Here is a 13,403-nt window from a genome sequence, read left to right on the forward strand (position 1 = left end):
CGGGCCATTCACTGGATACCGAGGGCTTTACTGCATGTCGAAAGAAGACAGCTTCGAAATGGAAGGCACTGTCGTCGACACCCTGCCCAACACCATGTTTCGTGTGGAGTTGGAAAATGGGCACGTCGTAACCGCGCATATCTCCGGCAAGATGCGCAAGAACTACATTCGTATTCTTACCGGTGACAAAGTGCGCGTCGAGCTGACGCCCTATGACTTGAGCAAAGGGCGCATCACTTACCGCGCTCGCTAAGCAAGTCAATACAAAACGCCCGGTTATGCCGGGCGTTTTTGTGTGGGTCGGATTTACCTGACACCTGAAACCCCATGCGGGAGGGGGCAAGCCCCCTCCCACAATGGATCTTCATTGCTCCAAGAATTGCATTTCAGACAGCAAAAAGGCGCCTTTCGGCGCCTTTTGTGTTGCTGCAGAACGATCAGGCCATTTCAGCCGTGGTTTCGAACTCGAAGGTCAGCTCGCCATCCTTCAGGTCGATATGCACCACGCCACCATGGTCGGAAAGCTCGCCAAACAGGATCTCCTCGGCCAGCGGCCGCTTGATCTTGTCCTGGATCAGACGCGCCATTGGACGAGCGCCCATTGCCGCATCGTAGCCACCTTCGGCGATCCAACTGCGCGCCGCCTCCGTGACATCCAGCTGCACGCGCTTGTCTTCCAACTGCGCCTGGAGCTCGGTGAGGAACTTGTCCACCACACTCTTGATAACCTCATGGCTGAGGCGACCAAACTGGATAATGGTGTCCAGACGGTTGCGGAACTCCGGCGTGAAGCTCTTCTTGATCACTTCCATCGCATCAGACGAGTGATCCTGATGGGTAAAGCCGATCGAAGCCCGCGCGGCTGTCTCGGCACCGGCGTTGGTGGTCATGATCACGATGACATTGCGGAAGTCCGCCTTGCGCCCGTTGTTGTCGGTCAGGGTCCCGTGGTCCATCACCTGCAGCAGCAGGTTGAAGACTTCCGGGTGGGCCTTCTCGATTTCATCGAGCAGCAGTACGCAATGCGGCTGCTTGGTAATCGCTTCGGTCAACAGGCCGCCCTGGTCGAAACCGACATAGCCCGGAGGCGCACCGATCAGGCGCGACACGGTGTGACGCTCCATATATTCGGACATGTCGAAGCGCACCAGCTCGATCCCCATGGCCTTGGCCAATTGCCGTGCCGCCTCGGTCTTGCCGACACCGGTAGGACCAGCGAACAGGAACGAACCGACGGGCTTGTCCGGCGACTTGAGGCCCGCACGCGACAGCTTGATCGCGGTGGACAGCGCATCGATCGCCGCGTCCTGGCCGAACACCGTGAGCTTGAGGTCGCGCTCCAGGTTACGCAGCAGCTCCTTGTCGGAACTGTTGACGTGTTTTGGCGGAATGCGCGCGATCTTCGCGACAATGTCCTCGACCTGAGGCACGTCGATGCGCTTCACACGCTTCTCGACCGGCTGCAGGCGCTGGTAGGCCCCCGCCTCGTCAATCACGTCGATGGCCTTGTCCGGCATGTGCCGGTCATTGATGTAGCGTGACGCCAGCTCAGCCGCCGCACGCAACGCTTCATCGGTGTACTCGATGCCGTGGTGCGCTTCAAACCGGCCCTTGAGCCCGCGCAGGATGCCGATAGTGTCTTCAACCGACGGCTCGGAGACGTCGACCTTCTGGAAGCGACGCGCCAAGGCACGGTCCTTCTCGAAGATGCCACGGAATTCCTGGAAGGTGGTCGAACCGATGCAGCGGATATCACCCGACGACAGCAGCGGCTTGAGCAGATTGGAGGCGTCCATCACCCCACCGGATGCCGCACCGGCACCAATGATGGTGTGAATCTCGTCGATGAACAGGATCGCCTGCGGGCGTTTTTTCAGCTCGCCGAGCAGCGCCTTGAAGCGCTTCTCGAAATCGCCACGGTACTTGGTCCCGGCGAGCAACGCGCCCAGGTCAAGGGAGTAGACGACACTGTTGGCCAGCAGGTCCGGCACCTGGTTGTCGACAATGCGCTTGGCCAGGCCTTCGGCAATCGCGGTCTTACCCACGCCCGCCTCACCCACCAGCAACGGATTGTTCTTGCGGCGACGCGCGAGGATCTGCGCTACGCGCTCGACCTCAAGCTCACGCCCCACCAACGGATCAATCCGCCCCTGGCGCGCCAGCTCATTGAGGTTGCTGGCATAGGCATCCAGCGGGTTGCTTGAAGAAGAAGACTCACCGCCCTCGTCGTCCTGCATATCCTGCTCACCCTCGGAATGATCGCCGTGCCCAGGCACCTTGGAGATACCGTGGGCGATGTAGTTGACGACATCAATACGGGCAACGCTCTGCTGCTTGAGCAGGAACACTGCCTGGCTTTCCTGTTCGCTGAAGATCGCCACAAGCACATTGGCGCCCGTGACTTCACGCTTACCGGAGCTCTGTACGTGGAAAACAGCACGCTGCAACACCCGCTGGAAGCCCAGGGTCGGCTGGGTTTCGCGGTCCTCGTCATGCACGGGGATCAGTGGCGTGGTGGAGTCGATAAACTCCTGCAGGTCATGCTTGAGCTTGTCGAGGTTGGCGCCGCACGCACGTAGAACCGTGGCGGCAGCTTCGTTATCCAAAAGTGCCAGCAGCAGGTGTTCGACGGTCATGAATTCATGACGCTTCGAACGAGCCTCCTTGAAGGCAAGATTGAGGGTGACTTCGAGCTCGCGGTTTAACATAGCTTCACCTCATACCCAAGTGGTCGGCGTTAACCGTCCTTCTCGATTTCACAGAGTAGCGGATGCTGGCTTTCCCTGGCGTACTGGTTGACCTGCATGGCCTTTGTCTCGGCGATGTCACGGGTAAACACTCCACATACTGCCCGTCCTTCTGTGTGAACGGCCAGCATTACCTTGGTCGCCAACTCGCGGTTCAGGTTAAAAAACACCTCGAGTACTTCGACCACGAAATCCATCGGTGTGTAGTCATCATTGAACAAAACCACCTTGTACATCGGCGGCGCCTGTAAAGCAGGCTTGGCCTCCTGAACAGCAATGCCTGCAGAACCGTCGTCATCGTGTTCGTGATCCGGTCGATCCTGATTGAATGTTAGTCGAATCTGGCTGATTGCATGCATGGAAAGAAAGGTTCGTCAGTGGTTCAAATACAGTGGTGGGGGCGACCTGTCAGAATTTCAACTCCTGACCACCCGGTCGCCTTGACTATCGGCAAATCGGTGTTACAACCAATAGAACCCACAGTGGGTAAAAAAGGTCCGCGCAGTCAACCTTATTTATTCGGGTTAGGACGGATAAGCTGGATGATACTCCAGTGATGGAGTCTGGTGCAGAGGGAAATGGGTATGTCTGGCGTCAAGATCAATGGCAAGGTCAAGTGGTTCAACAACGCCAAAGGATATGGCTTTGTTCTCGAAGAAGGTAAAAGCGAGGACCTTTTTGCTCACTACTCAGCGATCACCATGGACGGGTATAAAACGCTGAAAGCGGGCCAAGCAGTCACCTTTGAAATCATTCAAGGACCCAAAGGACTGCATGCTGTAAACATCGCGGCCGTGCTACCTGAAATACCGGCAAAAGCCGCATCACCGCACGCTGATAAGAACACGCAACCGGCCTGATCCGCCACAGAGTGTGTAGGTGCGATAAAAAACGGCCACCTCAATCCAAGTTGAGGTGGCCGTTTTTATTCGTGCTCTTTTACATATGCGAAATCAATGCATCGCCAAAACCAGACGACGACACCAGCTTCGCCCCTTCCATCAAACGCTCGAAGTCATAGGTCACGGTCTTGGCCGAGATAGCCCCGTTGGTACCCTTGATGATCAGGTCGGCCGCTTCGGTCCAGCCCATGTGGCGCAGCATCATTTCTGCCGACAGAATCAATGACCCCGGATTGACCTGATCCTTGCCCGCGTACTTGGGCGCGGTACCGTGGGTGGCCTCGAACATGGCCACCGTGTCGGACAGGTTGGCGCCCGGCGCAATCCCGATACCGCCCACCTCTGCCGCCAGGGCGTCGGACAGGTAGTCGCCGTTCAGGTTGAGGGTCGCGATCACGTCATACTCAGCCGGACGTAGCAGGATCTGCTGGAGCATGGCATCGGCGATGGCATCCTTGACCACCACATTCTTGCCGGTCTTGGGGTTCTTGAACTGCATCCACGGACCGCCATCCAGCAGGGTCGCACCGAATTCTTCAGCCGCCACTTCGTAGGCCCATTCCTTGAAGGCGCCTTCGGTGAATTTCATGATGTTGCCTTTGTGCACGATGGTCAGCGAGTCGCGGTCGTTATCCACTACATATTGCAGGGCCTTGCGCGCCAGGCGCTTGGTACCCTCCAGCGATACCGGCTTGATACCAATGCCGCAATCCTGGTCGAAACGGATCTTGGTGACGCCCATTTCCTCCTTGAGGAACTTGATGATCTTTGTCGCTTCCGGCGAGCCGGCCTTCCACTCGATCCCGGCGTAAATATCTTCGGAGTTCTCACGGAAGATGGTCATGTCCACGTCACCTGGTTTCTTGACCGGGCTGGGCACACCTTCAAACCAGCGCACCGGGCGCAGGCATACATAAAGATCGAGTTGTTGGCGCAGGGCCACGTTCAACGAACGAATGCCGCCACCAACCGGGGTGGTCAGCGGGCCCTTGATGGACACCACGTAATCCTTGACCGCATCCAGGGTTTCCTGGGGCAGCCAGGTGTCCTGGTCGTAGACTTGAGTCGCTTTCTCACCGGCATAAACCTCCATCCACGAGATTTTGCGCTTGCCGCCGTAGGCCTTTTCAACAGCGGCGTCGACCACCTTGATCATCACCGGGCTGATGTCGACGCCAATACCGTCACCTTCGATATAAGGGATGATCGGTTGGTCAGGAACATTGAGAGAATGGTCTGCATTGACGGTGATTTTGTCGCCGACTGCCGGAACCTGAATCTTCTTGTATCCCATGCTGAACTCCATCTATGGATTGAACATCTGGCTGCGTTCGAGCCTACTCCAGATAAATGGCGACTGAAACCTCGCGCCATGCTCATTTGCATCGAAAACAGCATAAATTGTCGCCTACAAGCCTGAAAGCAAAGGGAAAAGCGCCAATCTTGAGCACATCATGCGACTTTAGGCGTAACCCGGTACCTGCGACCTTTAGACCAATGGACGACACACCTTTTGTATGAAGGCTCGGCGTAAGCATAGCGACCTATGTATAATGCCGCCGCTGACCAAAGAGTCACGACGGCGGACCGCTCTAGAACAATGCCTTCCGCTACAAAGCAGGACTAATACAATAGTCCACCCGCTTGACGCTCGACTGATGCAACCCAACATCACCGCGAAGAAACCTCGACCTTTCGCTCATGGATGACTTTGAACGAACGCGCTCCACCCGGCGCATCTCGAGTTTCTGCGCACGCTTTCAGCAAAGAAGAGAGTTAATCCGAATATGCCCACCCGCTCGAAGATCATCTACACCTTCACCGACGAAGCCCCAGCCCTCGCCACCTATTCACTGCTGCCTATCGTAGAGGCCTTCACCGCTTCCGCTGATATTGCCGTGGAAACCCGCGACATCTCCCTCGCAGGGCGCATCCTCGCAAGCTTCCCCGAGCAACTGGGCGACAAGGCTATCGCGGACCACCTCGCCGAACTGGGCGACCTGGCCGTTACGCCTGAAGCCAACATCATCAAGCTGCCTAACATCAGTGCCTCGACCCCGCAACTGCAGGCGGCGATCAAGGAACTGCAGGCCCAGGGCTACGCCCTGCCGGACTACCCGGAAACCGTAACCACCGACGCGGAAAAAGAAACCCGTGCACGTTACGACAAGGTCAAGGGCAGCGCCGTGAACCCGGTACTGCGCGAAGGCAATTCCGACCGCCGCGCCCCCCTGTCGGTTAAGAACTATGCTCGCAAGCACCCGCACAAAATGGGCGCCTGGGCTGCCGACTCCAAATCCCACGTTGCCCACATGAACAACGGCGACTTCTACGGCAGCGAAAAAGCCGTACAGATCGAAGCCGCTGACGCTGTCAAAATCGAGCTGATCGCTCAAGACGGCACCACCACCGTCCTGAAAGAAAAGACCAGCGTCAAGGCCGGCGAAATCATCGACAGCGCAGTACTGAGCAAGAAAGCCCTGCGCAGCTTCATCGCCGCTGAAATCGAAGACGCCAAGAAACAAGGCGTACTGCTGTCGGTCCACCTGAAAGCCACCATGATGAAGGTCTCCGACCCGATCATGTTCGGCCAGATCGTTGCCGAGTTCTATAAAGACGCCCTGGCCAAGCACGCAGACGTGCTGGCACAGATCGGCTTCAACCTGAACAACGGCATCGGCGACCTGTACGCTCGCATCAAGGCCCTGCCGGCCGAGCAACAGGCGCAGATCGAAGCTGACATCCAGGCGGTCTACGCCGCTCGCCCTTCCCTGGCGATGGTCAACTCCGACAAAGGCATCACCAACCTGCACGTGCCGAGCGACGTGATCGTCGACGCCTCGATGCCAGCCATGATCCGTGACTCCGGCAAAATGTGGGGCACCGATGGCCAGTTGCACGACACCAAGGCCGTGATCCCGGATCGCTGCTATGCGACCATCTACCAGGCAGTGATCGAAGAGTGCAAGGCTAACGGCGCCTTCGACCCTACCACCATGGGCAGCGTGCCAAACGTTGGCCTGATGGCGAAAAAAGCCGAAGAGTACGGCTCCCACGACAAGACTTTCCAGGTCAAGGCTGACGGCGTCGTCCGCGTGACCGACAGCAAGGGCAACCTGCTGATGGAACAGAAAGTCGAGGCGGGCGACATCTTCCGCATGTGCCAGACCCAAGACGCGCCGATCCAGGACTGGGTCAAACTGGCCGTCAACCGTGCTCGCGCCAGCAACACCCCGGCCATCTTCTGGCTGGACCCACAGCGCGCTCACGACGGCGTCGTGGTCGAGAAAGTTCAGGCCTACCTGAAAGACCACAACACCGAAGGCCTGGACATCCGCATCATGTCGCCGGTCGACGCGATGAAGTTCACCCTGGAACGTACCCGCAAGGGCCTGGACACCATTTCGGTGACTGGCAACGTACTGCGCGACTACCTGACCGACCTGTTCCCGATCATGGAACTGGGCACCAGCGCCAAGATGCTGTCGATCGTACCGCTGATGAATGGCGGTGGCCTGTTCGAAACCGGCGCCGGCGGCTCGGCACCGAAGCACGTACAGCAACTGCTGGAAGAAAACTTCCTGCGTTGGGACTCCCTGGGCGAGTTTCTGGCCCTGGCAGCCTCCCTCGAGCATTTGGGTGTGACGTACAACAACCCGAAAGCCCTGGTACTGTCCAAGACCCTGGACCAGGCCACCGGCCAATTCCTCGACAACAACAAGTCGCCATCGCGCAAAGTCGGCAACATCGACAACCGCGGCAGCCACTTCTACCTGGCGCTGTACTGGGCCCAAGCCCTGGCCGCCCAGACCGAAGACACTGCACTGCAAGCGCAGTTCGGCGAACTGGCCACAACCCTGGCCGCGAACGAAGCAACCATCGTTGCCGAGCTCAATGCCGTACAGGGCAAGCCAGTGGACATCGGCGGCTACTACGCGCCGAACCCAGAGCTGACCAGCAAGGCCATGCGCCCAAGCAACACCCTCAACGCGGCAATTGCCAAGTTGAAGTAAGGTTGTAAGGTTGCAAAGAAGCCCCGGCCCTGTGCCGGGGTTTCTGTTTCTACCGTTCAACGGAAGAAACCGGATCAAATGTGGGAGGGGTCTTGCCCCCGATAGCGATGGATCAGTCGAGCTATTGATAACTGACACACCGTCATCGGGGTGTAGAACCCCTCCCACACTGACCGTAATTCTGCCCAGACACCGCGTCATATCTTGAATCGAGGCATCCCATGACCTGGCAACCCCACATCACCGTCGCCACCATCGTCGAAGACAACGGCAAGTTCCTGATGGTCGAAGAACTCAAGGGCGGCCGCGCCGTGCTCAATCAGCCCGCCGGCCACCTCGACCCACATGAAACCCTGACCGAGGCCGCCGTGCGCGAAACCCTCGAGGAAACCGGCTGGGACGTGGAAGCCACGGGCATCGTCGGCATCTACCTGTACACCGCCCCCAGCAACGGCGTGACCTACCAACGGGTGTGCTTCACCGCCAAGGCCTTGAAACACCACCCGGACTATCAGCTTGACGAAGGCATCGTGCGCGCCCGCTGGCTGAGCCGTGACGAGCTGATGGCCGTGCGCGACGACTGGCGCAGCGAGCTGATCATCCGCTGTATCGATGATTATCTGGCCGGCCGGCGTCACAGTCTGGAATTGATCCGCCCTTCTCTTTAGCCTTGCGGGCCCAGGCCTGCTAGAATCGCGTCCTTTTTCAAGACACCCGTTGAAACCCTATGCGTGATCCAGCCCCTTCTGACACACAAAAGAAGCGCGTCATCGTCGGCATGTCCGGCGGCGTGGATTCTTCCGTTTCCGCCGTTCTGCTCATGGAGCAGGGTTATGAGGTGGAAGGCCTGTTCATGAAGAACTGGGAAGAAGACGATGGAACGGAATATTGCACCGCCATGGACGACCTGGCGGACGCCCAGGCCGTGTGCGACAAGATCGGTATCAAGCTGCACACCGCCAACTTCGCCGCCGAGTACTGGGACAACGTGTTCGAGCACTTCCTGGCCGAATACAAGGCCGGTCGCACGCCGAACCCGGACATCCTGTGCAACCGTGAAATCAAGTTCAAGGCGTTCCTCGACTACGCCATGATCCTTGGCGCCGACCTGATTGCCACTGGCCACTACGTGCGCCGTCGCGACATCGATGGCCGCACCGAACTGCTCAAGGGCCTGGACCCGAACAAGGACCAGAGCTACTTCCTGCACGCCGTCGGCGGTGAACAGATCGCCAAGACCCTGTTCCCGGTGGGCGAGCTGGAAAAGCCCGAAGTGCGCAGGATCGCCGAGCAACACGGCCTGGCGACCGCCAAGAAGAAGGATTCCACCGGGATCTGCTTTATCGGCGAGCGCCGCTTCAGCGACTTCCTCAAGCAGTACCTGCCGGCGCAGCCGGGTGAGATCAAGACCACCGAGGGTGAAGTGATCGGCCGTCACCACGGCCTGATGTACCACACCATCGGTCAGCGCCAGGGCCTGGGCATCGGCGGCCTGAAGGACGCTGGCGAAGAGCCGTGGTACGTGCTGGTCAAGGACCTGGAACACAACGTGCTGATCGTCGGCCAGGGCAATGAACACCCGCTGCTGTTCTCCGGCGCGCTGCTGGCCTCGGAGATCTATTGGGTCAACCCGATCGACCTGAGCACCCCGCGCCGCCTGACGGCCAAGGTGCGCTATCGCCAGAGCGACCAGCCCTGCACCCTGGAAAAAACCGCGACGGGCTACCGCGCCACCTTTGATGACCCGCAACGCGCGGTCACCCCAGGCCAGTCCGTGGTGTTCTATGACGGCGAAATTTGCCTGGGCGGCGGCGTGATTGAAGTCGCCGAAGCCTGGAGCAACCCGGCATGAGCCCGACCCAGGAGCAATTGACGGCACTCGGCGGGGTATTTCTCTCCGCCGTTCTGGTGGACAAGATCGCCAAGACCGGCCAGGTCACCGAAGCCGGCCTGACCTGCATGCTCGGCAGCCTGCTGATCCGCGACCCCAAGGACACCCTGGAAGTCTACGGCGGCGACGACCTCGCACTGCGTGAAGGTTATCGCGCCCTGATCGGCGCCCTGGAGCGCGACCCCAGCACCTTGCAGCGCGAGCCGCTGCGCTACGCCCTGTCGATGCTCGGCCTCGAGCGTCAACTGGCCAAGCGCGAAGACATGCTGGAAACCATCGGCAAACGCCTGCCACAGATCCAGTCCCAGGTAGAACACTTCGGCCCGGCCCACGAAAACGTGATCGCCGCCTGCGGTGCGCTGTACCAGGACACCCTGAGCACCTTGCGCCAGCGCATCCAGGTGCACGGCGACATGCGCAACCTGCAGCAACCGAACAACGCCTCGAAAATCCGCGCACTGCTGCTGGCCGGTATTCGTTCGGCACGGTTGTGGCGACAATTGGGCGGTCATCGTTGGCAGCTGGTGATCAGCAGACGCAAATTGCTCAAAGAGCTTTACCCGTTGATGCGCAACGAATAAGTCGCACCAACAGGCTATTTTCAAGCCGTTACGCGTAATACGCCGGTCAGTTGGCAACGGACCGGCGAATTTTTTCATGTATGATACGCGCCCCATTTCGTTGCCCGACTGTCCGAGAACACCCCATGCAGCTCTCTTCGCTCACTGCGGTTTCCCCTGTTGACGGCCGCTACGCCGGCAAAACCCAGGCCCTGCGCCCTATTTTCAGCGAATACGGCTTGATCCGTGCTCGTGTACTGGTTGAAGTGCGCTGGCTCCAGCGCCTGGCCGCTCACCCCGCTATCAGCGAAGTGCCGGCGTTCTCCGCCGAAGCCAACGCTGTGCTCAATACCCTGGCGGAAAACTTCTCCTTGGAGCACGCCGAGCGTGTGAAAGAGATCGAGCGCACCACCAACCACGACGTCAAAGCCATCGAATACCTGCTCAAGGAGCAGGCGGCCAAGCTGCCGGAACTGGCCCAGGTCAGCGAATTCATCCACTTTGCCTGCACCAGCGAGGACATCAACAACCTGTCCCACGCCCTGATGCTGCGCGAAGGCCGTGATGACGTGATGCTGCCGCTGATGCGCCAGACCGCCGAAGCCATCCGTGAGCTGGCCATCCGTTTCGCCGACGTACCGATGCTGTCGCGCACCCACGGCCAGCCCGCTTCACCGACTACCCTGGGCAAAGAACTCGCCAACGTGGTGTACCGCCTGGAGCGCCAGATCGCTCAAGTCGCCGCAGTCCCACTGCTGGGCAAGATCAACGGCGCTGTCGGCAACTACAACGCCCACCTGTCGGCCTACCCGGAGATCGACTGGGAAGCCAACGCCCGCGCCTTCATCGAAGACGAGCTGGGCCTGGGCTTCAACCCGTACACCACGCAGATCGAACCGCACGACTACATTGCCGAGCTGTTCGACGCCATTGCGCGCTTCAACACCATCCTGATCGACTTCGATCGCGATATCTGGGGCTACATCTCCCTGGGCTACTTCAAGCAGCGCACCATTGCCGGTGAAATCGGTTCGTCGACCATGCCGCACAAGGTCAACCCGATCGACTTCGAAAACTCCGAAGGCAACCTCGGTATCGCCAACGCCCTGTTCCAGCACCTGGCCAGCAAGTTGCCGATCTCCCGCTGGCAGCGCGACCTGACCGACTCCACCGTACTGCGCAACCTCGGCGTGGGTTTTGCCCACAGCGTGATCGCGTACGAAGCCAGCCTCAAAGGCATCAGCAAACTGGAACTCAACGCGCAGAAAATCGCCGCTGACCTGGACGCTTGCTGGGAAGTGCTGGCCGAGCCGATCCAGACCGTGATGCGCCGCTACAACATCGAAAACCCTTACGAAAAACTGAAAGAGTTGACCCGTGGCAAGGGCATCAGCCCTGAAGCACTGCAAACTTTCATCGACGGCCTGGACATGCCAGCCGCGGCCAAGGCCGAGCTGAAACTGCTCACCCCGGCCAACTACATCGGCAACGCTGTAGAGCAAGCCAAGCGCATCTGATTCGCGCAAGCCCCCTTGAGACGCCCGGCCGCGCCGGGCGTTTTTATTCCAGTCTGAAAAGTGCTTTTTTTCAATAGGTTACACATGAATCCTGATATCCCTCTTCAACTTCTGGGCGGCATCACGGCACGGGAATTCCTGCGCGACTACTGGCAGAAAAAACCGCTGCTGATCCGCCAGGCGATCCCTGACTTCGAAAGCCCGATCGACGCCGACGAGCTCGCAGGCCTGGCCCTGGAAGAAGAAGTCGAATCGCGCCTGGTGATCGAACACGGCGAGCGCCCGTGGGAACTGCGCCGCGGCCCGTTCGCCGAAGACGCCTTCAGCACCCTGCCTGAGCGCGAGTGGACCCTGCTGGTACAGGCGGTCGACCAGTTCGTGCCAGAAGTGGCCGAGCTGCTGGAACAGTTCCGCTTCCTGCCAAGCTGGCGCATCGACGACGTGATGATCAGCTTTGCCGCACCCGGCGGCAGCGTAGGTCCGCACTTCGACAACTACGACGTATTCCTGCTGCAAGCCCAAGGCAAGCGCAACTGGAAGATCGGCCAGATGTGCAGCTCCGAAAGCCCGCTGCTGCAACACGCCGACCTGCGCATCCTCGCCGAATTCGAAGAAAGCGCCGAATGGGTGCTGGAACCGGGCGACATGCTCTACCTGCCGCCACGCCTGGCGCATTTCGGCATCGCCGAAGATGACTGCATGACGTACTCGGTGGGCTTTCGCGCCCCAAGCGCCGCTGAAGTGCTGACCCACTTCACCGACTTCCTCGCCCAGTACCTGACCGACGAAGAGCGCTACACCGATGCCGACGCGCAGCCGGTCAGCGACCCGCACCAGATCCAGAGCGACGCCCTCGACCGTCTCAAGAGCCTGCTGGCCGAACACATGAGCGACGAGCGCATGCTGCTGACCTGGTTCGGCCAGTTCATGACCGAGCCGCGTTATCCGGAACTGGTGGCAGGCGAAGAGCTGGGCGAAGACGACTTCATCAACAGCCTGCAAGACGGCGCGATCCTGGTGCGCAACCCAAGCGCGCGCATGGCCTGGTCGGAAGTCGACGATGACGTATTGCTGTTCGCCAGCGGCCAGAGCCGTTACCTGCCGGGCAAACTGCGCGAACTGCTGAAACTGGTCTGCGCCGCCGATGCCCTGCACGCCGAAAACCTCGGCGAATGGCTGTTGGACGAAGACGCCCGCGACCTGCTGTGCGAGCTGGTCAAGCAAGGAAGCCTGGGGTTTGCCGATGAATAAGATTCACGTAAGTGTCGCGGACTGGCAAAAGGATATCGCCGAGATTCGGCGCATTCGTGAAGCGGTGTTTATCGCTGAACAATCGGTCCCACCCGAGCTGGAGTGGGACGCGGACGACGCAGACGCAGTGCATTTCCTTGCATTCGAAGGCGACTTTCCGATTGGTACCGCACGCCTGCTGCCCAGCGGCGAGATCGGCCGCGTGTCGGTCCTCAAGGACTGGCGCGGGCTAAAGGTCGGCGACAAGCTGATGGAGGCGGTGATTGGCGTGGCCGAGCAGCGCGGCCAGACCAGACAGTTCCTCAGCGCGCAGGTCTATGCGGCGCCGTTCTATGAGCGACTGGGCTTCAAGATCGTCAGCGGGGAATTCCTGGAAGTCGGGATTCCCCATGTCGATATGGTGCGCGGGGACTGATTCGAGACCGCGTCGCTGCCATCGGGGGCAAGCCCCCGATAGCTATTTCAGCAACACCAACAATGCCCTGCCATGCCAGGGCATTTTGCCGTCTACGATTCAACTTG

General features: G+C 59.5%; 12 protein-coding genes. 9 read left to right on the forward strand and 3 right to left on the reverse strand.

Annotated features, from left to right (window positions below; all coding sequences use genetic code 11):
* Positions 1-34 precede the first annotated feature (34 nt).
* Positions 35-253: a translation initiation factor IF-1 gene (infA, locus tag J1G35_RS11865; protein WP_002553999.1), complete on the forward strand. Its 219-nt coding sequence runs from the start codon at positions 35-37 to the stop codon at positions 251-253.
* 184 nt (positions 254-437) lie between these two features.
* On the opposite strand, the gene clpA is transcribed toward infA, so the two are convergent.
* On the reverse strand, positions 438-2,708 hold the full coding sequence (clpA, locus tag J1G35_RS11870) for an ATP-dependent Clp protease ATP-binding subunit ClpA (protein WP_053128508.1): 2,271 nt from the start codon (positions 2,706-2,708) through the stop codon (positions 438-440).
* A gap of 29 nt (positions 2,709-2,737) precedes the next feature.
* Positions 2,738-3,106, reverse strand: a complete 369-nt coding sequence (gene clpS / locus J1G35_RS11875) for an ATP-dependent Clp protease adapter ClpS (protein WP_010567912.1) — start codon at positions 3,104-3,106, stop codon at positions 2,738-2,740.
* 225 nt (positions 3,107-3,331) lie between these two features.
* Between clpS and cspD the strand changes: the two genes are divergently transcribed.
* Positions 3,332-3,607 (forward strand): cold shock domain-containing protein CspD, encoded by a 276-nt coding sequence (cspD, locus tag J1G35_RS11880; protein ID WP_223015044.1) that lies wholly within the window; start codon positions 3,332-3,334, stop codon positions 3,605-3,607.
* A gap of 79 nt (positions 3,608-3,686) precedes the next feature.
* Here the strand turns inward: cspD and icd are convergent, their stop codons facing one another.
* Complete coding sequence (gene icd, locus J1G35_RS11885; protein WP_053128506.1) at positions 3,687-4,943, reverse strand: NADP-dependent isocitrate dehydrogenase; 1,257 nt, start codon at positions 4,941-4,943, stop codon at positions 3,687-3,689.
* 493 nt (positions 4,944-5,436) lie between these two features.
* Between icd and J1G35_RS11890 the strand changes: the two genes are divergently transcribed.
* The 7 genes from J1G35_RS11890 (at position 5,437) to J1G35_RS11920 (ending at position 13,296) form a co-directional block, all read left to right on the forward strand.
* Complete coding sequence (locus J1G35_RS11890) at positions 5,437-7,662, forward strand: NADP-dependent isocitrate dehydrogenase (protein ID WP_223015045.1); 2,226 nt, start codon at positions 5,437-5,439, stop codon at positions 7,660-7,662.
* A gap of 221 nt (positions 7,663-7,883) precedes the next feature.
* A complete protein-coding gene (locus J1G35_RS11895) occupies positions 7,884-8,330 on the forward strand; it encodes an NUDIX hydrolase (protein WP_223015046.1) in 447 nt (148 codons plus the stop codon).
* A gap of 59 nt (positions 8,331-8,389) precedes the next feature.
* On the forward strand, positions 8,390-9,514 hold the full coding sequence (gene mnmA, locus J1G35_RS11900; protein WP_223015047.1) for a tRNA 2-thiouridine(34) synthase MnmA: 1,125 nt from the start codon (positions 8,390-8,392) through the stop codon (positions 9,512-9,514).
* On the forward strand, positions 9,511-10,134 hold the full coding sequence (hflD, locus tag J1G35_RS11905; protein WP_027606331.1) for a high frequency lysogenization protein HflD: 624 nt from the start codon (positions 9,511-9,513) through the stop codon (positions 10,132-10,134). Before mnmA ends, hflD begins: the two co-directional genes overlap by 4 nt.
* Positions 10,135-10,259: 125 nt before the next feature.
* A complete protein-coding gene (gene purB / locus J1G35_RS11910) occupies positions 10,260-11,630 on the forward strand; it encodes an adenylosuccinate lyase (RefSeq protein ID WP_032889684.1) in 1,371 nt (456 codons plus the stop codon).
* 84 nt (positions 11,631-11,714) lie between these two features.
* Positions 11,715-12,881: a cupin domain-containing protein gene (locus tag J1G35_RS11915; protein ID WP_027606329.1), complete on the forward strand. Its 1,167-nt coding sequence runs from the start codon at positions 11,715-11,717 to the stop codon at positions 12,879-12,881.
* The gene (locus J1G35_RS11920; protein WP_053128494.1) at positions 12,874-13,296 is read left to right on the forward strand and encodes a GNAT family N-acetyltransferase; all 423 of its coding nucleotides are present in this window, start codon (positions 12,874-12,876) and stop codon (positions 13,294-13,296) included. The genes J1G35_RS11915 and J1G35_RS11920 overlap by 8 nt, the downstream gene beginning before the upstream one ends.
* Positions 13,297-13,403: the final 107 nt, after the last annotated feature.

Source organism: Pseudomonas sp. SH10-3B, assembly GCF_019891415.1.
Taxonomy (GTDB): domain Bacteria; phylum Pseudomonadota; class Gammaproteobacteria; order Pseudomonadales; family Pseudomonadaceae; genus Aquipseudomonas.

Bases quoted from the DNA above. Each gene is read 5' to 3' on its own strand.
- J1G35_RS11895 (WP_223015046.1), top strand. From the start codon at position 7,884: ATGACCTGGCAACCCCACATCACCGTCGCCACCATCGTCGAAGACAAC.
- clpS (WP_010567912.1), bottom strand. From the start codon at position 3,106: ATGCATGCAATCAGCCAGATTCGACTAACATTCAATCAGGATCGACCG.
- cspD (WP_223015044.1), top strand. From the start codon at position 3,332: ATGTCTGGCGTCAAGATCAATGGCAAGGTCAAGTGGTTCAACAACGCC.
- hflD (WP_027606331.1), top strand. From the start codon at position 9,511: ATGAGCCCGACCCAGGAGCAATTGACGGCACTCGGCGGGGTATTTCTC.
- purB (WP_032889684.1), top strand. From the start codon at position 10,260: ATGCAGCTCTCTTCGCTCACTGCGGTTTCCCCTGTTGACGGCCGCTAC.
- clpA (WP_053128508.1), bottom strand. From the start codon at position 2,708: ATGTTAAACCGCGAGCTCGAAGTCACCCTCAATCTTGCCTTCAAGGAG.
- mnmA (WP_223015047.1), top strand. From the start codon at position 8,390: ATGCGTGATCCAGCCCCTTCTGACACACAAAAGAAGCGCGTCATCGTC.
- infA (WP_002553999.1), top strand. From the start codon at position 35: ATGTCGAAAGAAGACAGCTTCGAAATGGAAGGCACTGTCGTCGACACC.
- J1G35_RS11920 (WP_053128494.1), top strand. From the start codon at position 12,874: ATGAATAAGATTCACGTAAGTGTCGCGGACTGGCAAAAGGATATCGCC.
- icd (WP_053128506.1), bottom strand. From the start codon at position 4,943: ATGGGATACAAGAAGATTCAGGTTCCGGCAGTCGGCGACAAAATCACC.
- J1G35_RS11890 (WP_223015045.1), top strand. From the start codon at position 5,437: ATGCCCACCCGCTCGAAGATCATCTACACCTTCACCGACGAAGCCCCA.
- J1G35_RS11915 (WP_027606329.1), top strand. From the start codon at position 11,715: ATGAATCCTGATATCCCTCTTCAACTTCTGGGCGGCATCACGGCACGG.